The sequence below is a fragment of the Pseudomonas sp. PK-RTE-24 genome (genome assembly GCF_054052265.1).
The window spans coordinates 5,705,992-5,730,840 of record NZ_CM133224.1 but is presented as its reverse complement, the minus strand read 5'-3'; the positions used below and the strand labels follow the sequence as shown (position 1 = coordinate 5,730,840).

Sequence of the window (24,849 nt, the reverse complement as noted above, 5' to 3'; positions counted from 1 at the left end):
GGAGTCGTAATTCATGCGCATTTCCACCGCCCAGTATTACGGAACGCAAGCTTCGGATTATCAGCGTAACTTCAACAAGGCCGTTGCCACCGCGAGCGAGGCGAGCAGCCTGCAGCGCATCAACACCGCCGCCGATGATCCGATCGGTGCCGGGCGCTTGCTGCAATTGGGCCAGCAGGCGGCGATGCTCGATCAGTACAAGACCAACGTCAACACCACCAAAAGCGCCTTGACCGTGCAGGAGTCCACTCTGGATTCGATTACCACGGCGCTTGCGCGAGCCAAAGAGCTGGCCCTGGCCGCGAACAACGGCACCATCACCGACAAGGACCGCCAGGCATACGCCTCGGAACTGGGTGAGATCCAACAACAAGTGCTGGGCCTGATGAACGCCAAGGATGCCAACGGCAATTACCTGTTCTCCGGTTCGAAAACCGATACCGCGCCGTATTCGAAGAATTCTGACGGCACGTTCAGCTACAACGGCGACCAGACCACCATCGATCTGGGCATCGGCGACGGCATGACCGTGGGTACCAACACCACCGGTTGGGACGCGTTCCAGCAGACCATCAACACCGGCCGCACCAACACCAAAATGACTGCGCCAGCCGTCGATGACGGCCGTGTCGTGCTGTCCAATGGCACCGTCGGCACCGCCGCCACTTACGACGCCAAGTTCACCGCCGGGCAGCCGTATACCATCGATTTCGTCAGCAGCACCCAGCTGAAAATCACCGATGCCTTAGGCAACGATGTGACCGCCGAGGCCAGCCAGAATGGCTTGATCAGCAACAGCAGCGGCGCCAACCAGACCGTCAGCTTCCGTGGCGTCGACCTCAAGCTGAACGTCAACCTGAAGGCAGGCGATACCAATCCGGACGCCGTTATCGCAGGGCACAGTTTTCAGCTGTCGGCCTCGCCGGACTCGTTCACCACCACGCGTAATCCGGGTAACCCGTCGACCAGCGTGATCACCGGTTCGACCATCACCGATCAGGCAGCCTACACCGCAGCGTTCCCGCAGGGCGGCGCGGTGCTCAAGTTCACCAGCGCCACCGATTTCGATCTGTATGCCGCGCCGGTGACGGCCGACAGCAAGCCGGTTTCCTCGGGCACGGTTGCCGGCGGTAACGCCACCGCTGCCGGTGTGACTTTCGCCCTGGGCAGCGCGCCGGCCGCTGGTGATCAGTTCTCGATCCAGCCGAACAATCATCAGACCCAGAACGTGCTCGACACCCTGGGCCAGATGATCACCGCGCTGAATACGCCAGTCGACGGTGACCCGGTTGCCAAGCAGAAATTGCAGGGCGCGATGGAGGCGGGCCTCGGCAATATCGATGCCGCTTCCAACCAGATCGGCACGGCGGTGACCACCATTGGTGCCCGCGGCCAGGCGCTGGACATGCAGACCATCACCAACGACAGTCTGACCACGGCGAACAGCACGACCCAGGGTTCGATTCGTGATTCCGATCCGGCTGAAGTCATGACCCGTCTGACGCTGCAACAGACCATGCTGCAAGCCGCGCAACTGGCGTTCAGCAAGATCAGTCAGTTGGGGCTGTTCAACAAGATCTGATGATTGGCGGGCGCGTGCACGCCCGCCAACGTTGTCCCTCTGTTAATGATTTTTTGCGGTATCAAGGGCTCGTTTTTGCGAGCGGGCTCGTACCGCCTGTGAGCCCGCCTTGAATTCACTCCCCCTCGTCAGCATTGCCATCCCTGCGTTCAATCCGCGCTTTTTCGAGCGGGCATTGAACAGCGCCGTCAGCCAGACATACGCGCCTCTTGAGATCATTGTCTGCGACGACAGTCGTGGTCATGAGATCGAAGGGATTGTCAGCGCTGTGGCCGAGCGCTCGGGTGTTGCCGTGCGCTATGTGCGCAACCCGCGCACATTGGGCATGGTCGGCAATCTCAAGGCGTGCCTTGATCAGGCGCAGGGTGAATTCGTCAAGTTCATGTGTGACGACGACCATCTCTATGCCGCCTGCATCGAGCAGCAGGCGCACGAGATGTTGCGTGAGGAAGTCAGCCTGGTGCTGGCTCAGCGGCTGTTCTGGGACGCCGACGACATCATTCTGCCGGCGCGCCTGGAGAACACTTCGCTGTCACCGGCCAGCGGTCTGTTCAAGGGTGACGACCTGCTGGGCATCTTCGAAAAATTTCCGGTCAATGTGCTGGGCGGTTTCTCCAGCGCCTTGTTTCGTCGTTCGGACCTCGTCGACTTGTTGCCGGCGCTGACTCAGGACGGCCACTGCTTTGTCGCCACCCTGGATTTCGCCTTGTACGTATGCTTGCTGCGGCGCGGCAATCTGGCGATGTCGAACACCGTGCTCAGTGCCGAGCGGCTGTATCCGGAGCGCTTGAGTGCTCAGCAGCCGATGAAAGACGCGGTCGAGGTCGAGCGCGAGTGGATTCTGCAAATGCTCAAGGCGCGCAGCGGCGAGTCGGCGCCAGCGCCGGGTTGGGTGCGCTATGTCCCGCTGACCAAGGCTGACGCAATGCCGCGTGTCTGGGAAGAGCTGCCCCTGAGTCGTACGCTGGGTACCAAGCAGAGTCGCCAGGAGTGGTGCGTCGGCATCGATAGCTGGAGCTTCGCCGAACTCTACGCGCACTGGCTGCAATGCCGCAGTCTCACTGAAGGGCAGCGCAAGTTACTGCCGGAAACTCTGGCCGCCTGGCCACAACAGCCGCGAATAGTGCCGATCGTCATTGATGCCCAGGGCAGTCGCGATGGAGTCGAGCGCACGCTTGAGGCGCTTGCTCGGCAGGACTATGCCCCTGAACTGATTCTGGTGCTGTCCGCTTCCTGTAACGAGGCGACGCTGGATGGCCGCGTGTTCCACATGCCACTGGAAGGTGACGGGCTGGGTCAGATCAACGCGTTGCTGCTCCAACTGGAGGGCGCCGACTGGTTTTACCTGTTGCAGGCCGGTGACCGGCTGATGGTGCCGGCCTTGCTGGTCATGGCTGACCGGATTGCGCACTCGCCGTCGCTCGGTTGCGTGTACAGCGATGAAGGCGGTCTGCGCGATGGTGAGTCCGTGGAACCCGCCTTCAAACCCGATTTCAACCTTGATCTGATGCGCAGCTACCCGTATGTCGGGCGCGCCTTGGCGTTCAAGCGCGAACGCTTTCTGGCGCTGGGTGGTTTTGACACGACGTTCACCGAACTGGCTCCTCACGACATGCTGTGGCGCATGGTCGAAAGCGACGGCACCCAGGTGATCGGGCATGTCGCCGAAGTTCTGCTGGAGTCGCCATTCGATCTGTCGCGGTGGTTGGCCGAGCCAGGCGTCATCGAACAGAATCCTCGTGTGCTCGAAGCGCATCTGCAACGCATTGGCGTTGCCCATGAAATCCGCCGTGGCAGTTGCCAATTGCTCAATCGTGTCGACTATCGGCACGCGCGCCGTCCGCTTGTGTCGATCATCATCGTGACCCGGGATCAGACCGCTGCCTTGCAGCGGTGTGTCGAGACCGTGCTGGAAAAAACCGCCTACGCCGAATACGAACTGCTGCTGGTCGACAACGGCAGCGAAACCGCTGAGGCCAGAGCATGGCTGGACGGCATCGCGCAATTGGGTGGTGACCGAATCCGCGTGCTGACGTACCCGCAGCCGGACAACATGGCTGCCCTGCACAATTTTGCCGTGACCAAGGCTCGTGGCGAATATGTGCTGCTGCTCAATACCTTTGCGGTGATTACCCACGCCGACTGGCTGGACGAACTGCTCAATCATGCGCAGCGCCCGGAAGTCGGCGTGGTCGGCGCCAAGTTGTTCAACCCGGATGGTTATGTGCTGCATGCCGGCATGATTCTGGGGATGCAGGGCGCGGTCGGGTTGCCATTTTATGGACAGTCGCTGCAGTCGGACGGTTATATGTTCCGGCTGCAGGCCGCCCACGATCTGAGTGCGGTCGGCGGTGATTGCCTGATGGTGCGCAAGGCGGTTTTCGAGGCGGTGGCAGGGCTTGATGAAGAGGATTTGAAGCAGGCGCTGAACGTGGTGGATCTGTGCCTGCGCATCGGCCAGGAAGGCTACCTGGTAGTGTGGACGCCTTATGCATTGCTGGCTCAGGGCGTGCGCCCGACTGTCGAGTCGACAGCTGAGCAAGGCCAGCAACATTTGCACGAGCAGGAGATCTTCTACAAGCGCTGGCTGCCGCGCATTGCCCGCGATCCGGCCTTCAATGTCAACCTGTCCTTGCAGGGCGTCGGCGCGACCAGTTTCAGCCTTGAGCCGGGCCTGCGTACGGGGTGGACTGCTTTTTCCAGGCCGCAATTGCCCAACGTACTCGCCGTGCCGATCAATGCCTCAGCCATTGGCCATTACCGCATGAGTCAGCCGCTGATAGAGCTGGAAGCGGCGAACCGGGCCGAAGGGTGTATTCGTTACGGTTTGCCGTCGATCATTGAAATCGAGCGTCAGTCGCCGGATGTCATCGTCCTGCAAGGGCGCTATTCCCAGGGCGCGATCGATGAAATCCCGCCGCTGAAAAAGTTCTGCCATGCCCGGCGCATCTTCGAGCTGGATGACTATGTGATTGATGTTCCGCATCGCAATGCGCATATCCGCAACATGCCCAGCAAGCAGGAAATGGAACGGATGGTGCGCCAGGCGATCAGCCTGTGCGACCGCGTGGTGGTGTCGACTCAACCACTGGCCAACGCGTTGTCGGACATGCACCACGACATTCGCGTAGTCCCCAACATGCTTGCGCAAAACCTCTGGACCGGTTTGCGGGGTCAGCGCCGCACCTCGAAAAAACCTCGCGTGGGTTGGGGCGGAGGCACCAGCCACCATGGCGATCTGGCGGTGATTGCCGATGTCGTGCGTGAGCTGGCCAACGAAGTCGACTGGGTATTCTTTGGCATGTGCCCGGATGACCTGCGTCCGTACATGCACGAGTTCCACGGTGTGATTCCTCTGGACGTCTATCCGGCCAAGCTGGCCAGTCTGAACCTCGACCTGGCCCTGGCACCGCTGGAGTTTCACATTTTCAATGACTGCAAGAGCAATCTGCGTTTGCTGGAATACGGCGCCTGCGGTTACCCGGTCATCTGCACTGATACCGAAGCCTATCAGGGCTATCTGCCGTGCACGCGGGTGAAGACCAACAGCACTGATGAGTGGCTGCAGGCGATTCGCATGCATCTGGCCGACCCTGACGCCAGTTATCGCATGGGTGACGAGCTGCACGAGGTGGTCATGCGCGATTATGTGTTGCGTGGTGACAATCTGCGGTATTGGGAGAATGGCTGGCTGGCGGATTGATCGTTTATACAGGCGGCTTTTTGGGGTTGCCTTTTTTTGGGGCCTTGGCGGCCTTTGGGCCGACCAGGCTGTTGGGGTTTTGGGTGTAGATCCGTTTCTGCGGGTGTTGCTGATTACGGTTCCGCCCTTACGGCGGGTCACCTTTTTCAAACGCCAAAAAGGTAACCCAAAAGGCTTGCTCCTACGTTCGGCCCTCGCAGGCTCGGGTTCCTTCGCTGCGGGACTGATCCGGGCGCAGCGGCTCCGGTTTGCTTCGCTGCACCTCCTTCCGCTGTGTTCGACTTCGTCGAACGGTCGCTGCGCTCCCACGCCCGGATCAATCCCTCCACTCAGCCTTCCGACGTCGCCGGTGGATCAAGATCAAGAGCACTCGAGCTTGCGCTCATTGTTGAGTGGGGCGGCTTTGCCGCGGGCAGCTGCGCTGCTTTGATTTGATTTGCTTTGCTTTGCTTTGCTTTGCTTTGCTTTGCTTTGCTTTGCTTTGCTTTGCTTTGCTTTGCTTTGCTTTGCTTTGCTTTGCTTTGCTTTTGCACTTGCTTTTGCACTTGCTTTTGCACTTGCTTTTGCACTTGCTTTTGTGGGAGCGAGCCTGCTCGCGAAGGCGGCCTGACCGCCGGCCCATATCTTGCTGGATGCACGCGATCCAACTGGAGCTGCCGAAGGCTCGGGCTGCGATCGGACGATCTTTTGCTTTGGCTTTTGATCTCTTGCCCCTCCACGCCCTCAGCCCGTCCGTCATTCTGTTGCCACTTCCACCGACGCCTCTATCAGCCATCTCCGAAAACCCGAGTCTGAGCTGGCGCGTTTCCTGCAAGTGCCCCGCAAATCGCCATAAAACGAGCGCTCGCGGTGTTTCCTCCTGCGCCCGTAGCGGCAGAAGGTTTGGCCAGAAGGCCTGCGACGCTCAAAAAAGCAGTGCGCAGCCCGGTGACGTACGAGAGGGGAGACGATGAAGGCAGTAATTTTGGCGGGTGGCCTCGGCACGCGCATCAGTGAAGAGTCGCACCTCAAGCCCAAGCCGATGATCGAGATTGGCGGCAAGCCAATTCTCTGGCACATCATGAAGCAGTATTCCGCCCACGGGATCCACGACTTCGTCATTTGCCTGGGCTACAAGGGCTACGCGATCAAGGACTTCTTCGCCAACTACTTCCTGCATACATCCGACGTCACTTTCGACATGCGCAACAACCGCATGGACGTCCATCAGAATTACAGCGAGCCGTGGAGTGTGACCCTCATCGACACCGGCGAGGAAACCATGACCGGTGGCCGCCTGTTGCGTGCCGCGCGTTATCTCAAGGATGAAGAGGCGTTCTGCTTCACCTATGGCGATGGCGTTTCCGACATCAATATTGCTGAGCTGGTCGACTATCACAAGGCTCACGGTCGCTTGGCGACCGTCACTGCGGTGCAGCCGCCAGGTCGTTACGGCGCGCTTGAACGCCAAGGTGACCAGGTGCTGGGTTTCACTGAAAAACCCCGTGGTGACGGTGGCTGGATCAATGGCGGTTTCTTCGTGCTGTCGCCAAAAGTGCTGCCCTACATCAGCGATGACAGCACCACCTGGGAAGCCGAGCCGTTGGCCCGTCTGGCTCAGGACGAACAACTGAAGGCCTTCGAGCATGAAGGTTTCTGGCATCCGATGGACACCCTGCGCGACAAGAACCATCTCGAAGCGCTGTGGCAGAGCGGGGAGGCCCCATGGAAGCAATGGGCCTGAGTGCGGAGTTCTGGCGTGGCAAGCGCGTCTTGGTCACCGGACACACTGGATTCAAAGGCAGTTGGCTGACCCTTTGGCTGCAAAGCCTCGGCGCGCAGGTCAGCGGTTTTTCCCTGGATCCGTCGACTGAGCCAAGCCTGTTCGAACTGGCGCGCGTACACGAAGACATCAATGATCAACGCGGCGATCTGCGTGACCTCGGCGCCTTGCTGGAAATCATCGCCGAGACCGAACCGGAGATCGTCCTGCATCTGGCGGCGCAGCCGTTGGTGCGCGAGGGCTATCGCGATCCGCTCGGCACCTATTCAAGCAATGTCATGGGCACGCTGAACCTGCTCGAAGCGATTCGTCAGGTCGGCGGCGTGCGCGCCTGCGTGCTGGTCACTACCGACAAGGTCTACGCCAACAAGGAATGGCTGTGGCCGTACCGCGAAGACGAAGCCCTCGGTGGCCACGATCCTTACAGCAGCAGCAAGGCCTGCTGCGAGTTGCTCGCGCAGTCCTACGCCGCGTCGTTCTTCCCGGCGGACAAACATGCCGAACACGGTCTGGCCCTGGCGACCGCACGCGCTGGCAATGTACTGGGCGGCGGTGACTTTGCCCCGGAGCGACTGATTCCCGACGTGCTCAAAGCCTGGAGTGCCGACGAGCCGGTGACCCTGCGTTACCCGCAAGCCGTGCGCCCATGGCAGCACGCCCTTGAACCGCTGGCGGGTTACCTGCAATTGGCCGCAGGCCTTTATGAGCGAGGTCCGGAGTATGCCGGCGCGTGGAACTTCGGCCCCGGTGAGGCGGACATGTGCAGCGTCGGCGAAGTCGTCGAATTGCTCGCCAGCCGCTGGCCGCAGGCACCTGGTTTGCGTATCGAAAAAAGCGAACTGCATGAAGCCGGCCTGCTGCGCCTGGACAGCAGCCGTGCGCGGCAATTGCTGGGTTGGCAAGCGCGCTGGACCTTGCAGCAATGCCTGGCCCAGACCCTCGACTGGCATCTGGCCTGGCAGAACGGCGATGACATGCGCGCTGTAACTCTGGGCCAGTTGAATCTGTACCGAGGCGCGCTGTGAGCGAGTTTTCCCTGAAAGCGTTGCCATTGGCCGGTCTGTTCAGCATTCAGCACAAACGTTTCGAAGATCAGCGCGGGCACTTCGCCCGGTTGTTCTGCGAGGGCAGCCTGATTGCGTTCGGCAATGAATTTCATATCCGCCAGATCAACCACTCCTGCACCCGCGAGAAGGGGAGTGTGCGTGGCCTGCATTATCAGAATGCCAACGCCCCGGAAGCCAAACTGATCACGTGCCTGCGCGGTGAGGTCTGGGATGTGGCGGTGGATCTGCGGCCGGACTCGGAGACGTTTTTGCACTGGCACGCCGAGCACTTGAAGGCGGGCGATGGCCGCAGCCTGTTGATTCCGGCCGGTTTCGCTCATGGCTTTCAGACGCTTACCGCAGACGCCGAATTGCTCTATCTGCACAGCGCCGATTACGCGCCGGAGCACGAGGGCGGCTTGTCGGTGAACGATCCTCGGCTGGCGATTGCCTGGCCGTTGCCTGTCAATAATTTGTCAGCGCGCGATTCCAGCCATCCTGCGCTCGATCAACACTTTGCTGGAGTGCGTCTATGAATTGCCGTGGGTGCGCCGCACCGCTGAATCTGCCGCTGATCGACCTCGGCACTTCGCCGCCGTCCAACGCCTACGTGCACGCCGATCGCCTGGAGCAGGCCGAGCAATGGGTCCCGCTCAAAGTCGCGGTGTGCCAGCAATGCTGGCTGGTGCAGACCGAGGACTACACCAGTGCCGATAGCCTGTTCGATGCCGAGTACGCCTACTTCAGTTCGTTCTCCAGCACTTGGCTCAATCACGCCGAGCGCTATGTCGCCGAGATGAGCGAGCGCTTCGGACTTAACGCCGACAGTCGTGTGGTCGAAGTCGCCGCCAACGATGGTTACCTGCTGCAATACGTCGCCGCGCGCGGGATCCCGTGCCTGGGCGTCGAGCCGACTCGCAGCACCGCACAGGCTGCACGCGAGAAAGGCCTGGAAATTCGCGAGCTGTTCTTCGGCCGCGACACCGCCACGCAATTGCGCAACGAAGGCTGGAACGCCGACCTGATGGCGGCCAACAACGTGCTCGCGCATGTGCCGGACATCAACGATTTCCTCGCCGGCTTCGCGACGTTGCTCAAGCCGACCGGCGTCGCCACTTTCGAGTTTCCGCAACTGCTGACGCTGATGGCTGGCGCGCAGTTCGACACGCTGTATCACGAACATTATTCCTACCTGTCGCTGACCGCCGTGCAGACCCTGTGCGAGCGCAATGGCCTGGAAGTGTTCGACGTCAGCCAGTTGAGCACTCACGGCGGCTCGCTGCGCGTATTCGTGCAGCGCAAGGACGGCCGGCGCCGCGCTGTTCTCCCGGCAGTTCAGCAACAACTGCAGGCCGAACTCGCTGCCGGGATAAAAACCCCTGATTACTACGCGACCCTCGCGCCTGCTGCCGAACGCATCAAACATGACCTGCTGCGCTTCTTGTTGCAGGCCAAAGCCGACGGCAAACGTGTGGTCGGTTACGGCGCGGCGGCCAAGGGCAATACCTTGCTCAACTACGCCGGAGTCAAAGCGGATCTGCTGTCCTGGGTGGCCGATGCCAACCCGCACAAACAGGGCAAGTTCTTGCCGGGCAGTCGCATCCCGATTGTTGCGCCAGCGCAGATCGACATTGAGCAACCGGACTACGTGCTGGTGCTGCCCTGGAACCTGCTGCACGAAGTCAGTCAGCAACTGGCGCAGGTGCGTCAGTGGGACGGGCGCTTCGTCATCGCCGTGCCTGAGTTGAAAGTGCTGTGAAAGTTCTGGTCACTGGCGCCACAGGCTTTGTCGGTCGGCATCTGGTTGCTGCATTGCTTGAGCGCGGCTGCGAAGTCCGCGCGGTGGCGCGCAACGCAGAAACCGCGCAGGGCATGCCATGGATTAACCACGTCGAATTCGTCGCGGCAGACATTCACGCTGCCGACCTGAATGTCGTCGCGCTGACCGAAGGCATCGACGCGCTGGCGCATCTGGCCTGGCCGGGGTTGCCGAACTATCGGGCGCTGTTTCATTTCGAGCACAACCTGATGGCCGATTACCGCTTTATCAAAAACGCGATAGAGGCGGGCGTGTCGCAGGTGCTGGTGACCGGCACCTGCTTCGAATACGGCATGCAGAGCGGTCCGCTCAGCGAGTCAACCGAGCCACGGCCGAGCAATCCCTACGGTCTGGCCAAACATACGCTGCACCTGTTTCTGCAGAATCTGCAGCAGGAGCAACCGTTCACCCTGCAATGGGCGCGCTTGTTCTATCTGCACGGCGAAGGGCAGAACCCCAACAGCCTGTTGGCCGCGCTGGACCGGGCAATCGATAGCGGCGAGGCGTCGTTCAACATGTCGGCCGGTGAGCAGTTGCGCGATTTCCTCGCGATTGAAACCGCCGCGAGTCATCTCGCCGCGATCCTCCATCAGCGCGACTTTGGTGGCGTGGTCAACTGCGCCAGCGGTCAACCGGTGTCGGTGCGTGCGCTGGTCGAACAGCGCTTGCGTGAGCGTGGCGCAACCCTGGCTCTGAACCTCGGCCATTACCCGTATCCGACCCACGAACCGCTGGCGTTCTGGGCCGTCACCGAGCGTTTGCAACAGTTATTGGGAGAGTCGCCATGAGGCACGAGTTGTACCGGGCCACAGGCCTGCCGGTATTGCAGAACCGCACTTTCGCCGATGCCGAATCGGCGCGGGCCTCGGCCAGCGCCGACATGGTCCTGGTTCAGGACGAGCGCAGCGGTCTGGTCTTCAACGCCGCGTTCGATGCCGACAAGCTCAGTTATGACGCCGACTATCAGAACGAGCAGGCGCACTCCGGTCAGTTCCAGAAGCATTTAAGTGACGTCGAAGGCATCATCGGCAAGCACTTCAAGGGCCAGGAGCTGATCGAGGTCGGCTGCGGCAAGGGCTACTTTCTCGAGTTGCTCAAAGGCCTCGGCTATTCGATTACCGGCATCGACCCGGCTTATGAAGGCGAAAACCCCGAGGTGATCAAGGCGCCGTTTACGCGCGGCCTCGGCCTGGCGGCAGATGCCATTGTGCTGCGTCATGTGCTGGAGCACATCGAAGACCCGGTGAGCTTTCTGGCCGTGATCGCCGAGGCCAATCAGGGCGGGCAGATCTATATCGAAGTGCCGTGCCTGGACTGGATCCTCGAGCACAAGGCCTGGTTCGACCTGTTCTACGAACACGTCAATTATTTCCGCCTCGATGACCTGCGCCGGATGTTCGGCACGGTGCACGAGGCCGGGCATCTGTTCGGCGGCCAATATCTGTACATCGTCGCTGATCTGTCGACATTGCGCCTGATACCCGAACAACCGGTGCCGCGCCTGACTCTGCCTGAAGATTTCAGCGCCAGCCTCGACCGTGCCGTGCAGATCATCCGCTCGGCGCCTGCGCAGGGTTCGGCGATCTGGGGTGCCTCGTCCAAAGGCGTGATCTATTCGCTGTACCTGCAACGCGCCGGCGTTGCGGTCGATCGCGTAGTCGATATCAACCCGGCCAAGCAGGGGCGTTATCTGCCGCTGAGCGGCGCGCGCGTGTCCTCGCCGCAAGAGGCCATGGATGCGCTGCCGGAAGGCGCGCACCTGTTTGTGATGAATTCCAATTACCTCGAAGAGATCAAGCGGATGACCGGTGGACGCTACGTCTATCACGCCGTCGACAGCGCTTCGTTTCAGTGACCCTTGAGATGACCAACATGACCGACAACAGCATCAACCAAGCCTTCGAAGCCGAGTGCCGCGAGCAGATCGCCCAGCAAGGTGACGACCCGAAACTGACCGGCCTGGCCCGGGATTTCTTCAACGAATCGGCCAAGCACAAATACAGCTACCACTTCTCGTGGATGGGCCGCCCGATCATCCAGCTGCCGCAAGACATGATGGCCATGCAGGAGATCATCTGGCAGGTCAAGCCGGACCTGGTTATCGAGTGCGGCATTGCCCACGGCGGTTCGATCATCTACTACGCCTCGCTGCTCGAGCTGCAAGGCCACGGCGAAGTGCTCGGCATCGACCTCGACATTCGTCCGCACAACCGTGAAGCCATCGAAAGCCACCCGATGGCCAAGCGCATCAAGATGATCGAAGGCTCAAGCATCGACCCGGCCATTGCCGCTCAGGTGCAGGCCGCCGCCAAAGGCAAGAAAGTCATTCTGGTCCTCGACTCCAATCACACTCACGATCACGTGCTCGAAGAACTGCGCCTCTACGCGCCGCTGGTGTCGGTCGACAGCTACTGCGTGGTCATGGACACCGTGGTTGAAGACATGCCGGCCGATTTCTTCCCGGATCGTCCATGGGGCCCGGGCGACAACCCGAAAACCGCCGTGTGGAAGTACCTGGAAGAGAACCAGGACTTCGAAATCGACCAGCAATTGCAGAACAAACTGCTGATCACCGTGGCGCCGGACGGCTACCTGCGTCGCGTTCGTTAATTCGCAACATTTACCCAGAGTTGTTTCGGCGAGTCGCCGGTTGTGGAGAGAAGTTATGCAAGGCAAGTACAGTTCTGAACTGACGCTACCGCTTGATGAGCTGTTGACGGTGGTGCTGATTACCCACAACCGACCGGCGTTCCTGCGTCGGGCTGTGAAGTATTACAGCGACTTGCCCTGCAAGATCATGGTGCTCGACTCCTCGCCGGAACGTCCGGAAGGCGATTTTTCCGCCGTCGATTACCATCATGTGCCGCAATTCGCGTACTGGGGGATGCAGGCCAAACTGGCCTATGGTGTCGAGCAACTGACCACGCCGTACATGGTGCTGGCGGCCGATGACGACTTCATCCTGCATGATTCATTGGCCGAATCCGTGGGTTTCCTGCAGGCCAATCCGGATTACGGCATGTGCCACGGCTACTGCCTGATGTACCTGACGCTGGCCGGTGGCGTCAGCTACTACCGCCGCGACAAAAAGGTCCAGGAAGACTACTGCTCTGAACAGGCTCAGGAGCGGGTCATCGATTACATGAGCCAGTACATCCCGCCGTTCTATGCGGTGACCCGTACTGATCTGATGAAGACCTGGCACTCGGCATTGCCACCCGGCACCAGCTTCCAGTGGCAGGAAATCGGCCATGTCTATTTCCTGCTGGCCAGTGCCAAAGCACGGATTCTGCCGATCCCTTATGTGGTTCGGGAGATCAACTACGGTGCCTCCGAGCACAGCACCGAGGTGTATCACTCGCTGACCTACGTCGATGCCAAATCGGTCGCCGAGCGTGAAGCCTTTGCCGAGTTCCTTGCCGCGCTGCCAACCCAGATCAAAGGGCTGAACGCCGAGCAGGGCAAAGCGCTTGCCCTGCAAAGCTTCGAGGCAATGGTCGACAGCCTGCAATCGAATCGAGCGCTGACTGCGGAGCTGATCATCCAGTCCACCTGGAATCAGGAGCTCAAGTACCCGGATCGTCGTTTCGGACCTTTGCAGTACGTGGAAATGCCGTTCTACAACGAGGCATTTTTCGACCGCCTGGCGCAGTTCGAATTCATGCTGCACGCCATGCCGGCGGGGCGCATCCAGCTTGAAGGCCTGGAGGGCGTCTGGACCCGTCAGGCGCACTTGCTGCAAGCACGCAACAACGACACGCCGGAAAGCGTTCTCGACCGTTTGTGGCAGGCTCACGATCTCAATGCGTTCAATCGCACCGTGGTCAAGCGGCTGGCGGCTCAACTGACTTCGATGGGCCAAGCCGAAGAGGCGCAAGCGATGCAGGCCTGGATCGAGCGTCTCGAAGCGTTGACCGTCGATGACCATCATGCGGTCATGGACAAGATGCAGTCCGGTCGCCTGCTCAACTGGCTGGCCGCACGTGCGCCCGGCGCTCACCTCGAGGCAATCGGCCAACATCTGGCGGTGAATGGCGGCGGGCCGCAGTTCGGCATTTTTCTGCTGGATCTGGACGACGACATCGACAAGCTTCAGGTGTCTCTCGACAGCTTGCTGGAAGGGCAGTGCAAGGCCTTCCGCATTGTCGTGTTCACCACCGGCGAAGCGCCCGCCGCGACCACGGCACAGAACACCCTGCATTTTGTCCGAGTGACCGCGGGCAATCTGATCGACAAGCTCAATCAAAGCGCTCGTCAATCGCCGTGTGACTGGCTGCTGTTGGCTGAAGCCGGTGATGAGTTCACTGCCAGCGGATTGTTGCGCGCCAGCCTGGAGTTGATGAACGCCGGCGATTGCCGCGCGGTATCCACCGACGAAATCCAGCGTCAGGAAAACGGTGCACTGACCGACGTGTTCCGGCCGGGCTTCAACCTTGATCTGCTGCTGAGCCTGCCAACGCTGATGGCGCGGCACTGGCTGGTACGGCGCGATGCGCTGGTCGAAATCGGCGGCTATCGCGCTGATTTCAGTCAGGCACTGGAGCTCGATGTGCTGCTGCGTCTTATCGAAGAACACGGCCTCAACAGCCTGGCTCACCTCGACGAGCCGCTATTGATCAGCCAGGCACCAGAGCTGGTCGAGAATGCTGACGAGCGCCTGGCGCTGCTGCGCCATTTGGGCAATCGCGGTTACAAGGGCAAAGTGACGTCAGCGGTTCCGGGGGTTTACCAGATCGACTACCACCACAGTGATCGTCCGCTGGTGTCGATCATTATTCCGGCGGGCAGCGATCTGGCGGTGCTGCAACGTTGCCTTGAAGGTGTGTTGCTGCGTACCCGTTACCATCACTATGAAGTGCTGATCGCCGCCACTGCGGATCAGACGGCTGAGATCAATGACTGGCTCGGGACTTACAAGCACTCCAGAGTGCAGGTGCTGCGTACTGATCGGACGTTGAGCGCAGCAGGATTATTCAACGCGGGCAGTCGTCAGGCGCGTGGCGAGTACCTGGTGCTGCTCGCCGCCGATGCGGAAGTGGTCAATCCGAACTGGCTCGACTCTTTGCTCAACCATGCTCTGCGTCCGGAGGTCGGCGTGGTCGGGCCAAAACTGATCGACCGTGATCGCAAGATCAGCCAGGCGGGATTGATCCTGGGCATGAATGGCGGGGTCGATTCGCCCTTCGTCGGTGAAGATCACGATGCCGACGGTTACCTGCACCGCTTGGCGGTGGAACAGAACTACTCGGCGGTATCGAGCGTGTGCCTGATGGTCCGCAAAGAGTTGTACGAGGCGCTCGGCGGTCTGGACGAAAGCACATTTGCCGAAGGCTTCAGCGATGTCGATCTGTGCCTGAGCGCCGGGCAAGCCGGTTATCTGACGGTATGGACTCCGGCGGTGCAAGTCATCCATCAGGGCGGTATGCCTGACGCCCCGCAAGCGCTGCTGGCCCTGCGCGAAAAATGGCCGGCGGCATTCGTTCAGGATCAGGCCTACAACGCGAACCTGAGCCTGAAGGGCAAAGGCTTCGTGCTCGATGACAATGCTTCACTGGACTGGGCACAGTTGCTCGCTTAAGCCTGGCGACAGGGACGGAATTGAAAAAATGTTCAACGGTAAATCGATCTTCATCTCCGGCGGCACCGGCTCGTTCGGGCGCAACTTCATCCGTCGCTTGCTGGAGCAATACCAGCCCAAGCGTGTGGTGGTGTTCTCCCGCGACGAGCTGAAACAGTACGAGATGCAGCAGACCTTCAATGCGCCGTGCATGCGTTATTTCATCGGTGACGTGCGTGACGCCGACCGCTTGCGTCAGGCCATGCGCGGCATCGATTATGTGGTGCATGCCGCCGCGCTAAAGCAGGTGCCGGCGGCGGAATACAACCCGACCGAATGCATCCGTACCAACGTCAACGGCGCGGAAAACATCATCGCTGCGGCGATCGATAACGGCGTAAAGAAAGTCGTCGCGCTGTCCACCGACAAGGCGGCCAGCCCGATCAATCTGTACGGCGCGACCAAGTTGCTTTCGGACAAATTGTTCGTCGCCGCCAACAACATTGCCGGCGAGCAGCAGACCCGATTCGCCGTAGTGCGCTACGGCAATGTCGCCGGTTCGCGCGGCTCGGTAGTGCCGTTCTTCAGCAAGCTGATCGCTGACGGCGCGCAAGAATTGCCGATCACCGACGAGCGCATGACGCGGTTCTGGATCACCCTCGACCACGGCGTGCAGTTCGTGCTCGACAGCTTTGCGCGGATGCACGGCGGCGAAGTGTTCGTGCCGAAGATCCCGTCGATCCGCATCGTCGATCTGGCGCGCGGCATGGCTGAACATCTGCCGCACAAGAACGTCGGCATCCGTCCCGGCGAGAAGCTGCATGAGTTGATGGTGCCGCTGGACGATGCGCGCATGACCCTGGAGTTCGAGGATCACTACACGATTCAGCCGTCGATTCGTTTTACCAGCGTCGACGTCGATTTTGCCGTCGATAAACTTGGCGAACGTGGGCGTGCGGTGGGCGAGGATTTCGAGTATCGCTCGGACACCAACCCGCATTTCCTTTCAGTGGGGCAGATCGCCGATCTGCACGCGAAGCTGTCGGTATGATTCCTTACGGTCGGCAGAGCCTTGATCAGGCGGACATCGACGCGGTAGTCGAGGTGCTGCAATCGGACTGGCTGACCCAGGGGCCGACCATAGAACGTTTCGAGCAGGCGATGGCCGAGCGCTGTCAGGCGGATTTCGCCGTAGCGGTGTGCAATGCCACGGCGGCGCTGCACATTGCCTGTCTGGCTGCTGACCTGGGGCCGGGCGATCGCTTGTGGACCTCGCCAAACACCTTTCTTGCCTCGGCCAATTGCGGGCGTTATTGCGGCGCTGATGTTGATTTCGTCGACATCGATCCGCTGACCTGGAACCTCGATGCCTTTGCCCTTGAAGCGAAGCTGGAACAGGCCGAGCGCGACGGCACGCTGCCCAAAGTCCTGGTCGCCGTCGCGTTCTCCGGGCAGAGCTGCGATATGCGCAAGATTGCCGACCTGGCGGTGCGCTACAACTTCACCGTGATCGAAGACGCCTCGCACGCGGTGGGCGCCAGCTACGCCGGGCGTCCAGTCGGTTGTGGCGACTTCGCGGCGATGACGGTGTTCAGTTTTCATCCGGTGAAGATCATCACCAGCGCCGAGGGCGGCATGGTCCTGACCAATCGCCCGGCGCTGGCCGAACGTCTGCGACGCCTGCGCAGCCACGGCATGACCCGCGATCCCGAGCACATGACCGAGCCGAGCCACGGGCCGTGGTATTACCAGCAGATCGAGCTGGGTTTCAATTATCGGATCACCGATCTGCAGGCGGCGCTGGGTCTGTCGCAGCTGCGCAAGCTGGATGAGTTTGTCGCACGTCGGCGCGAACTGGCCGCACGGTACGATCAGTTGCTTGCTTACCTGCCGCTGACCTTGCCGAGCGCGCAGCCGGAAGCCGATTCGGCGTGGCACCTGTATGTGGTGCGCGTGCAGACCGAGCGCTGCAACCTCAGTCATCGTCAGGTGTTCGAAGGTTTGCGCAGCGCTGGCATCGGCGTCAATCTGCACTACATTCCCGTGCACTTGCAGCCTTACTATCGCGAGCTGGGCTTTGCCGAGGGCGATTTCCCCGAGGCCGAGCGCTATTACGCCGAAGCGATCAGTTTGCCGCTGTTCCCTTTGCTCAGTGAGACACAACAAGATCAGGTGGTCGAGCAACTGCGTCGGCTGCTGCTTGAGGAGTAAGGCACCGTGAGCTGCGTCGCGATCATCCCCGCCCGTGGTGGCAGCAAGCGCATTCCGCGCAAGAATCTCAAACCGTTCGACGGCGTACCGATGATCGTCCGCTCGATTCGCACGGCGCTGGAGTCAGGGCTGTTCGAGAGCGTTGTGGTCAGCACCGACGATGACGAAATCGCCGACTTCGCACGAGCACATGGCGCTGAAGTGCCGTTCATGCGACCGGCCGATCTGGCCGATGATTTCACCGGTACTGCTGCGGTGATCGTGCATGCCTTGCAGCAATTGCCGACGTTCGATTACGCCTGCTGCGTGTACGCGACCGCGCCATTGTTGCAGGCGCGTTATCTGCGTCAGGGTCTGGATTTGCTCAAGCAGCATCCGCACAAGTCGTTTGCCTTTTCGGTGTGCGGTTTCGGTTTCCCGGTGCAGCGCGCACTGACCCTCGACGAGGAGGGCGCGTTGACGTCTTTGTACCCCGAATTTCGTACGACCCGTTCGCAGGATCTGCCCGAAGCGTTTCAGGATGCCGGGCAGTTTTACTGGGGGCGCAGCGAAGCGTGGCTGCGTGGCGAGACGCTGTTCTCGCCAGCGAGCCTGCCGGTGATCCTGCCGCGTCATTTGGTCCAGGACATCGACACGCCCGAAGACTGGCAACGCGCCGAATATCTGTACGCCGCACTCAGAGCCGGCGGAGAACTGCAATGAGAGTGCTGATCCGCGCCGACGCCTCGCCAACCATCGGCAGCGGCCACATTGCCCGCTGCCTGACCCTGGCGCGGATGCTGCGCGGGCAGGGCAGTCATGTTGCGTTTGCCTGTCGGCGTTTGCCGGGGCATCGACTCGAAGCCTTGAATGCCGAAGGCTTCGAGACCTTTGCACTGCCCGAGCGCTATCGAGACGAAGACCCGCTGCAGGCCATCGAATCGATGTTGCCGTGGCAGTTCGATATTGATGCACTGGGCCTGCTGCTGGATGGACAGGCACCGTTCGACTGGATCATCGTCGACCATTACGGCCTCGATCATCACTGGCAAACCGCTGCCCGGCGCTGGGCGCATCGAATCGCCGCCGTGGATGATCTGGCCACGCGGCGTTACAGCGTCGATCTGCTGCTCAATCAGAACCTCTCGGGCTTGAGTGAAAACTACGCGGCGCTGCTGCCGCCAGGCTGTCGCACCTTGCTCGGCCCGCGCTACGCCATGCTGCGCGAAGAATTCAACTGCGATGCCATCGAGATCAAACCGAAGGCCCGGCGCGTGCTGGTGAATTTCGGCGGTTTCGACGCGGCGAGGCAGACTCATCATGCGATGCTGGCGCTGGCTGATTTCACTGAGTTGCAGGTGGACTTCGTCGCTGGCGCCGACAACCCGGCGTGGACGCAGATGCAAGCGTTGGCCGAGACGCGACCGAACTGGCGCCTGCACAGTTTCGTCAGCGATTTCCATCAGCGCATGACTGAGGCCGATCTGTTTATCGGCGCCGGCGGTGGCACCAGTTGGGAGCGCGCGGCGTTGGGTTTGCCGACGATCTGCATCGCCGTGGCGAACAATCAGCAGGCCAACGGCGAAGTCATGGCCGCTGCCGGTGCGCATGTGTTCATGGGTGCCCGCGAGCAGGTCAGCGTCGAGCAGTTGCGTGATGCGGTCGGCTTCGTCGTGAACAATCATTTTCTACGCCGCAGCCTCGCCGAGCGCTCGCGGCAACTGGTCGACGGACGCGGTGCCGAACGCGTGGCGGCGGCGCTGGCCGGGGCGGTGCTGAAACTGCGCCCGGCAACCCAGGACGATGCGCAGTTGCTGTTCGATGGACGCAATGCCGAAGCAGTGCGGCGCTGGTCGCTGGAAACCGGCGTCATCGACTGGGCGCAACACCTGAACTGGCTAACGGCAAGTTTGCGCAACCCGCAACGACTGCTACTGATTGCCGAGGCGGACGACGGCCCGGTCGGGGTGCTGCGTTACGACTTGCGCGGGTTCGAAGCCGAAGTGTCGATCTATCTGCTGGAAGGGCGTTTCGGCCTCGGTTGGGGCAGGGCAGTGCTCAGCCGTGGCGAAGCGTTTGTCGCTGCGCACTGGCCGCAACTGACACGCATCACTGCCCGGGTCATGCCCGCCAATCAGTCCTCATTGAAAGTTTTTCGCGACGCCGGGTTCATCCAGGAAACCTGCGCGTTCAGCCGTGTTTTGAAGGATCACCCGCATGTCTAGTTTCAAGATTGGCCACCACACCATCGGTGCCGATGCGCCGCCGTTCATCATTGCCGAGATGAGTGGCAACCATAACCAGTCTCTCGACGTCGCTTTGCAAATCGTCGAGGCGGCAGCCAAGGCCGGGGCGCATGCCTTGAAGCTGCAAACCTACACCGCCGAAACCATGACCCTGGATTTGGCTGAAGGCGAATTCTTCATCAAGGATCCGGGCAGTCTGTGGGCCGGCACGTCGCTCTACGATCTCTACGAAAAAGCCCACACACCGTGGGAGTGGCACGCGCCGATTTTTGCTCGGGCCAAGGAGTTTGGGATGCTCGCGTTCTCGACGCCGTTCGATGACAGCGCGGTGGATTTTCTCGAAAGCCTTGAAGTGCCGGCGTACAAGATTGCCAGTTTTGAAAACACCGATCTGCCGTTGATCCGTCGAGTGGCAGCGACCGGCAAACCACTGATCATCTCCACCGGCATGGCCAGCATCGCCGAACTGGATGAAACCGTGCGTGCCGCCCGCGAGGCCGGCTGCAAGGATCTGGTGTTGCTCAAGTGCACCAGCACTTATCCGGCCACGCCACTCAACAGCAATGTGCGCACGATCCCGCATCTGCGCGAGCTGTTTGGTTGCGAGGTGGGGCTGTCAGATCATTCGATGGGCGTTGGCGTGTCGGTGGCGGCGGTGGCGCTGGGCGCGACGGTGGTGGAGAAACACTTCACCCTTGATCGTTCGGCCGGTGGTGTCGACGCGAGTTTTTCCCTTGAGCCTGCGGAGCTGGCCAGTCTGGTCGTCGAAACAGAGCGTGCCTGGCAAGCCATGGGCCAGGTGCATTACGGCGTGACCGAGGCCGAGCGCAAGTCGCTGGTCTATCGCCGCTCGCTGTATGTCACCGCTGACATGGCTGCCGGTGAAGCCTTTACCGGGGACAATCTGCGCGCCATTCGTCCCGGCCTCGGCCTGCCGCCCAAGCACACCGATGCCGTGCTCGGACGCCGCGCGCGCACCGCAATCAAGCGTGGCACGCCGTTGGATTGGTCGCTGATCGAATAAGCCAATCTGCCATCGATTCGGCAAAATAGCGTGACCTGCGAGTCATAACGCGCATCTTCACTGTATTGTATTGACCGGGGAGATGGCGCCTGGCCCGTTTTGCGGTTCCAGTGATAGCCCTTTGCGCTTCCCGTGGCTGCCCGTTGTGGCGGCCGTTTTCTGTTTGTCGGCGCCCCTCGAATCCTTGCGAGCGGTGGTTTTGGGCTGTTTTTTATTGGGAAGCCGTAATGATTGGCATAAAAAGCATTGCGAGCTACGTTCCTGTAGCCGGCGTGGACAATTACGCACAAGGTGCAAAATTCGAGAAGGATGAAGAATTCATCCTGGGCAAGATCGGTTCGGCGTTCCTGCCGCGCAAAGACGCTGAGCAGGAAACTTCTGACCTGTGCGTGGAAGCGGCCAATGCGCTGTTTGCCAGCAACCCTGAACTGAAGCGTGAATCGATCGACGCGTTGATTGTCGTCACCCAGAACGGTGATGAAGAAGGCCTGCCGCACACAGCGGCAATCGTCCAGGACAAACTCGGCCTGCCGACCAATGTCGCAGCGTTCGATATCTCTTTGGGCTGCTCCGGTTATGTTTACGGCATCTACGCGATCAAGGGCTTCATGGAAGCCGCCGGCCTGAAGAATGGCCTGCTGATCACCGCTGACCCGTACTCGAAAATCGTTGACCCGGAAGACCGCAACACCACCATGTTGTTTGGCGATGCCGCCACCGCCACCTGGATGGGCGAAAACCCGACCTGGGCGCTGGGCAAGGCCAAGTTCGGCACCGACGGTTCCGGCGCACCGCATTTGAAAGTCAGCAACGGCGTGTTCTTCATGAATGGTCGTCAGGTCTTCAACTTCGCTCTGCTGAAAGTCCCGGCGCACTTGCACGAGTTGCTCGACGATTCCAATCTCAAGGCCGATGACATCGACGCATTCTGCATTCACCAGGGCAGCGCGGCGATTGTCGACGCCGTGGCGCGACGCTTCGAAGGCGAACCGGAGAAGTTCATCAAGGACATGGTCGAGACCGGCAACACCGTGTCGTCGAGCATTCCGCTGCTGCTGGAAAAACACGTCCTCGACTCTGACTGGCAGCGCGTTGCGCTGAGCGGTTTTGGTGTCGGTCTGTCGTGGGGCTCGGCGATCATCTATCGTCCGTAAGCCGCAGCAAAAACCTCTGATACAAAAATAGCGTTCAAGGTTAACCTTGAACGCTATTTTTTTGCCCGAGAAGGAGCGCGAGGCGCCATGAGCGAGTTTTTCCAAGCCAATGCCGAGGTGTTGCAACGGCGCTGGCCGGCGCTGTTCGAGCGATTGATGGCTGAAGACAGCGCGTCCGTGCAGGCCGAACTCGTGCAAGGACTGGGCTCGACGCTGAGCGTCGATGGCATTCAGCTCACCAGTCGCCATGATCGTCTGCATGAGGCGCAAATCCAGGCGGCGAGCCTGCCGGAAAAACCGCATGTTCACGTCTATGGCACTGGCCTCGGCGATTTGCCCGGTGTGCTGCTTGAGCGCGCAGGGCTGGAGCGTCTTTACGTGCACATTCTCAACGGCGCGCTGTTCGCGCTGGTACTGCAACTGCTCGATCAGCGCCAATGGCTGGAGGATCCTCGGGTCGAACTGTTTTACGCCGGTGATCACCCTGACTTCTTCACGCCATTCTTTGCCTTGCCGGCCGAGATGCTGCTGGCCGATGACTTCAATGCAAAGGTCCGCGACCGGCTGATCAATGAAGTGCACCTGACATTCAACAATCGCGATTTCGATCCGCAGTCGCCAGAAATCCAGCAACGCTTGCAGGAATGTCTGCCGGTGCTGCTTGGCGATGACGATGTCGCGCAGCTGTTCGGCAGTTGCGCTGGACGTGAAATCTACGTGATCGCCACCGGGCCGACACTGGAGCAGCATTTCGAACGTCTGGCGGCGATCCGTCAGCTTGCTGAGCGGCCGTTGTTCATCTGCGTTGATACGGCCTATCGGCCATTGCGTGAGCACGGCATCGAGCCTGATTTGGTGGTGAGCATCGATCAGCGCATCGGCTTTCGGCATCTGCCCTTCGAGACGTCTGACGGCATTACGCTGGTGTACCTGCCGATGAGCGATCCGCAGGTATTGAAGGCATGGAAGGGCAAGCGTTATGGCGGCTATTCGGCCAGCCCGATCTACAGCGACCTGCGAGAACAGTATCCACGCGGTGAGCTGCATGTCGGCGGTAGCGTGATCCATCCGGCGGTGGATCTCGCGGTAAAAATGGGCGCGAGTCGAATCACTCTGTTTGGCGCCGACTTCGCCTTCCCGATGAACAAGACCCACGCCGGTTGGGACGACGGCGATTTAGGCCCGCCGCTGGCCCAGGCGCGGCACTGGGTGCGCGATGGTCATGGTCAGCGCGTCAGCACTCAGCTGAATTTTCGCGGCTATCTATGTGTGCTTGAGCGTTATATCGCCGCGCATCCGCAGGTCGAGTTTCTCAACAGCAGCCGCGCCGGTGCATCGATTGCCGGGACCGCTTTCAATCCGGAGTTCGTGCAATGAGTGCGCTGAGTCAGTGTCAGCATCAGTGCCGCCAGTGCGCGGCTTTGTTTCGCTTGGGGCGTGATGTCGAGGCGGCGTTGACGATGGTCGATGTATTCGAACAGGCTCAACTATGCCTGGCGTCTGCCTCGGAGAAGGTGCAGCAGGACTGGGCACAGGTGCTCACGCAAATGCTCGACTGTCAGGAGCGCCAGGACTGGTTGGGCCTGGCTGACTATATGGAATACGAACTGGTCGAATTGCTGGAAAGTGCCAGGCGCTGAACCGCTGCGCCGCGCTGGCCCGCGGCTTTGCGTTACAGGCGGTTTTATGACGTCATTTTTTCGCGCTGGATGTGCTGCTAAGTCTTTGTTTTCTCGGGGGTGGCGTGGTGATGGCAAAATTTTTTCAAAAAGCCCTCAAGCAACCTGCAAACCCGACGATAACTATTACGAAGGTTCTCTAGGCCATACCCGGCGGTTGCCAGGGCCGGAAGCCGCAGTACCCAACCAACGAGGAATTCGTCATGGCTTTAACAGTAAACACCAACACCACATCGTTGAACGTTCAGAAAAACCTGAACCGCGCTTCCGACGCTCTGTCCACCTCGATGCAGCGCCTGTCTTCCGGCCTGAAAATCAACAGCGCCAAAGACGACGCCGCTGGCCTGCAGATCTCCAACCGTATGTCCTCGCAGATCCGCGGTAACACCCAGGCCATCCAGAACGCCAACGACGGTATCTCCGTTGCCCAGACCGCTGAAGGCGCTCTGCAAGCTTCGACCGACATCCTGCAGCGTATGCGTGAACTGGCTGTTAAAGCTCGTAACGGTACCAACGGCACCGCTGACCAGACCGCTACCAACGCTGAATTCGCTCAGATGTCTGACGAAATCACCCGTATCTCGGCTGCTACCAACCTGAACGGCAAAAACCTGCTGGACGGTTCGGCTGGTACTGTGACCCTGCAAGTTGGCGCAAACACCGGTTCGGCTAACCACATCGACCTGGTACTGAGCTCCAAGTTCGACGCCGTCAGCCTGTCGGTAGGTAGCGGTACTGTAGTTCTGACCGGTACTTCGGGTACTGGTGCTGGTTCTGCTTCGCAGAACATCGACAACGCGATCACTGCAATCGACGCCGCTATCGCTGCAATCGGTGCAACCCGTGCCAGCCTGGGTGCTTCGCAAAACCGTCTGACCAGCACCATCTCCAACCTGCAGAACATCACTGAAAACACCACCGCTGCTCAGGGTCGTGTACAGGACACCGACTTCGCCGCAGAAACTGCTAACCTGACCAAGCAGCAGACTCTGCAGCAAGCTTCGACCTCCGTACTGGCTCAAGCCAACCAACTGCCTTCCGCTGTACTGAAGCTGCTTCAGTAATCCGGAACAAGTTTAGGCGGGGG

20 protein-coding genes are annotated in these 24,849 nt (G+C 60.4%); 19 read left to right on the top strand and 1 reads right to left on the bottom strand.

The genetic code is table 11. The annotated features are described in order from the left end of the window. Positions 1-13: 13 nt before the first annotated feature. Both ACV8MC_RS25765 and ACV8MC_RS25760 read left to right on the top strand, forming a co-directional pair. Positions 14-1,582, top strand: a complete 1,569-nt coding sequence (locus ACV8MC_RS25765; protein ID WP_056783756.1) for a flagellar hook-associated protein 3 — start codon at positions 14-16, stop codon at positions 1,580-1,582. 109 nt (positions 1,583-1,691) lie between these two features. Beyond that, positions 1,692-5,285, top strand: a complete 3,594-nt coding sequence (locus ACV8MC_RS25760; RefSeq protein WP_236167935.1) for a glycosyltransferase — start codon at positions 1,692-1,694, stop codon at positions 5,283-5,285. Positions 5,286-5,614: 329 nt separating this feature from the next. Here the strand turns inward: ACV8MC_RS25760 and ACV8MC_RS25755 are convergent, their stop codons facing one another. Then, positions 5,615-5,842: a hypothetical protein gene (locus ACV8MC_RS25755; protein WP_457264010.1), complete on the bottom strand. Its 228-nt coding sequence runs from the start codon at positions 5,840-5,842 to the stop codon at positions 5,615-5,617. 392 nt (positions 5,843-6,234) lie between these two features. On the opposite strand from ACV8MC_RS25755, the gene rfbF reads away from it, so the two are divergent. The 17 genes from rfbF (at position 6,235) to ACV8MC_RS25670 (ending at position 24,826) form a co-directional block, all read left to right on the top strand. Further along, a complete protein-coding gene (gene rfbF / locus ACV8MC_RS25750) occupies positions 6,235-7,008 on the top strand; it encodes a glucose-1-phosphate cytidylyltransferase (protein WP_041478997.1) in 774 nt (257 codons plus the stop codon). Next, positions 6,990-8,072 (top strand): CDP-glucose 4,6-dehydratase, encoded by a 1,083-nt coding sequence (gene rfbG / locus ACV8MC_RS25745; RefSeq protein ID WP_457264008.1) that lies wholly within the window; start codon positions 6,990-6,992, stop codon positions 8,070-8,072. Before rfbF ends, rfbG begins: the two co-directional genes overlap by 19 nt. Continuing rightward, positions 8,069-8,629, top strand: a complete 561-nt coding sequence (locus ACV8MC_RS25740) for a dTDP-4-dehydrorhamnose 3,5-epimerase family protein (protein WP_056783766.1) — start codon at positions 8,069-8,071, stop codon at positions 8,627-8,629. The genes rfbG and ACV8MC_RS25740 overlap by 4 nt, the downstream gene beginning before the upstream one ends. Next, positions 8,626-9,852 (top strand): methyltransferase domain-containing protein, encoded by a 1,227-nt coding sequence (locus ACV8MC_RS25735; RefSeq protein ID WP_457264006.1) that lies wholly within the window; start codon positions 8,626-8,628, stop codon positions 9,850-9,852. Before ACV8MC_RS25740 ends, ACV8MC_RS25735 begins: the two co-directional genes overlap by 4 nt. Next, positions 9,849-10,700 carry an NAD-dependent epimerase/dehydratase family protein gene (locus tag ACV8MC_RS25730; protein ID WP_150636639.1) on the top strand — a complete coding sequence of 284 codons (852 nt, stop codon included), beginning with the start codon at positions 9,849-9,851 and terminating at the stop codon, positions 10,698-10,700. Before ACV8MC_RS25735 ends, ACV8MC_RS25730 begins: the two co-directional genes overlap by 4 nt. Continuing rightward, positions 10,697-11,767 (top strand): class I SAM-dependent methyltransferase, encoded by a 1,071-nt coding sequence (locus ACV8MC_RS25725; protein ID WP_236167932.1) that lies wholly within the window; start codon positions 10,697-10,699, stop codon positions 11,765-11,767. The genes ACV8MC_RS25730 and ACV8MC_RS25725 overlap by 4 nt, the downstream gene beginning before the upstream one ends. A 17-nt stretch (positions 11,768-11,784) precedes the next feature. Then, positions 11,785-12,522, top strand: a complete 738-nt coding sequence (locus tag ACV8MC_RS25720; protein ID WP_038860482.1) for a cephalosporin hydroxylase family protein — start codon at positions 11,785-11,787, stop codon at positions 12,520-12,522. Positions 12,523-12,577: 55 nt separating this feature from the next. Then, positions 12,578-15,490 carry a glycosyltransferase family 2 protein gene (locus tag ACV8MC_RS25715; protein ID WP_056783777.1) on the top strand — a complete coding sequence of 971 codons (2,913 nt, stop codon included), beginning with the start codon at positions 12,578-12,580 and terminating at the stop codon, positions 15,488-15,490. Positions 15,491-15,518: 28 nt separating this feature from the next. Then, positions 15,519-16,520, top strand: coding sequence for a UDP-N-acetylglucosamine 4,6-dehydratase (inverting) (pseB, locus tag ACV8MC_RS25710; RefSeq protein WP_041479004.1), 1,002 nt, complete (start codon positions 15,519-15,521; stop codon positions 16,518-16,520). Next, the gene (pseC, locus tag ACV8MC_RS25705; protein ID WP_457264002.1) at positions 16,517-17,680 is read left to right on the top strand and encodes a UDP-4-amino-4,6-dideoxy-N-acetyl-beta-L-altrosamine transaminase; all 1,164 of its coding nucleotides are present in this window, start codon (positions 16,517-16,519) and stop codon (positions 17,678-17,680) included. The genes pseB and pseC overlap by 4 nt, the downstream gene beginning before the upstream one ends. A gap of 6 nt (positions 17,681-17,686) precedes the next feature. Beyond that, positions 17,687-18,382 carry a pseudaminic acid cytidylyltransferase gene (pseF, locus tag ACV8MC_RS25700; protein WP_457264000.1) on the top strand — a complete coding sequence of 232 codons (696 nt, stop codon included), beginning with the start codon at positions 17,687-17,689 and terminating at the stop codon, positions 18,380-18,382. Next, positions 18,379-19,884 (top strand): UDP-2,4-diacetamido-2,4,6-trideoxy-beta-L-altropyranose hydrolase, encoded by a 1,506-nt coding sequence (gene pseG, locus ACV8MC_RS25695; RefSeq protein ID WP_095180712.1) that lies wholly within the window; start codon positions 18,379-18,381, stop codon positions 19,882-19,884. The genes pseF and pseG overlap by 4 nt, the downstream gene beginning before the upstream one ends. Next, the gene (gene pseI, locus ACV8MC_RS25690; RefSeq protein ID WP_375123280.1) at positions 19,877-20,929 is read left to right on the top strand and encodes a pseudaminic acid synthase; all 1,053 of its coding nucleotides are present in this window, start codon (positions 19,877-19,879) and stop codon (positions 20,927-20,929) included. Before pseG ends, pseI begins: the two co-directional genes overlap by 8 nt. Positions 20,930-21,156: 227 nt before the next feature. Beyond that, on the top strand, positions 21,157-22,083 hold the full coding sequence (locus ACV8MC_RS25685; protein ID WP_016771093.1) for a ketoacyl-ACP synthase III: 927 nt from the start codon (positions 21,157-21,159) through the stop codon (positions 22,081-22,083). An 87-nt stretch (positions 22,084-22,170) separates the two neighbouring features. Further along, positions 22,171-23,460: a motility associated factor glycosyltransferase family protein gene (locus ACV8MC_RS25680; RefSeq protein WP_457263997.1), complete on the top strand. Its 1,290-nt coding sequence runs from the start codon at positions 22,171-22,173 to the stop codon at positions 23,458-23,460. Beyond that, the gene (locus tag ACV8MC_RS25675; RefSeq protein WP_457263995.1) at positions 23,457-23,723 is read left to right on the top strand and encodes a hypothetical protein; all 267 of its coding nucleotides are present in this window, start codon (positions 23,457-23,459) and stop codon (positions 23,721-23,723) included. Before ACV8MC_RS25680 ends, ACV8MC_RS25675 begins: the two co-directional genes overlap by 4 nt. A gap of 242 nt (positions 23,724-23,965) precedes the next feature. Continuing rightward, positions 23,966-24,826, top strand: a complete 861-nt coding sequence (locus tag ACV8MC_RS25670; RefSeq protein WP_016771090.1) for a flagellin domain-containing protein — start codon at positions 23,966-23,968, stop codon at positions 24,824-24,826. Positions 24,827-24,849 lie beyond the last annotated feature (23 nt).

Coding starts and splice junctions, on each gene's coding strand:
- ACV8MC_RS25765 (WP_056783756.1), top strand. CDS start 14: ATGCGCATTTCCACCGCCCAGTATTACGGAACGCAAGCTTCGGATTAT.
- rfbF (WP_041478997.1), top strand. CDS start 6,235: ATGAAGGCAGTAATTTTGGCGGGTGGCCTCGGCACGCGCATCAGTGAA.
- rfbG (WP_457264008.1), top strand. CDS start 6,990: ATGGAAGCAATGGGCCTGAGTGCGGAGTTCTGGCGTGGCAAGCGCGTC.
- ACV8MC_RS25735 (WP_457264006.1), top strand. CDS start 8,626: ATGAATTGCCGTGGGTGCGCCGCACCGCTGAATCTGCCGCTGATCGAC.
- ACV8MC_RS25725 (WP_236167932.1), top strand. CDS start 10,697: ATGAGGCACGAGTTGTACCGGGCCACAGGCCTGCCGGTATTGCAGAAC.
- ACV8MC_RS25720 (WP_038860482.1), top strand. CDS start 11,785: ATGACCGACAACAGCATCAACCAAGCCTTCGAAGCCGAGTGCCGCGAG.
- ACV8MC_RS25715 (WP_056783777.1), top strand. CDS start 12,578: ATGCAAGGCAAGTACAGTTCTGAACTGACGCTACCGCTTGATGAGCTG.
- pseB (WP_041479004.1), top strand. CDS start 15,519: ATGTTCAACGGTAAATCGATCTTCATCTCCGGCGGCACCGGCTCGTTC.
- pseC (WP_457264002.1), top strand. CDS start 16,517: ATGATTCCTTACGGTCGGCAGAGCCTTGATCAGGCGGACATCGACGCG.
- pseG (WP_095180712.1), top strand. CDS start 18,379: ATGAGAGTGCTGATCCGCGCCGACGCCTCGCCAACCATCGGCAGCGGC.
- pseI (WP_375123280.1), top strand. CDS start 19,877: ATGTCTAGTTTCAAGATTGGCCACCACACCATCGGTGCCGATGCGCCG.
- ACV8MC_RS25685 (WP_016771093.1), top strand. CDS start 21,157: ATGATTGGCATAAAAAGCATTGCGAGCTACGTTCCTGTAGCCGGCGTG.
- ACV8MC_RS25680 (WP_457263997.1), top strand. CDS start 22,171: ATGAGCGAGTTTTTCCAAGCCAATGCCGAGGTGTTGCAACGGCGCTGG.
- ACV8MC_RS25675 (WP_457263995.1), top strand. CDS start 23,457: ATGAGTGCGCTGAGTCAGTGTCAGCATCAGTGCCGCCAGTGCGCGGCT.
- ACV8MC_RS25670 (WP_016771090.1), top strand. CDS start 23,966: ATGGCTTTAACAGTAAACACCAACACCACATCGTTGAACGTTCAGAAA.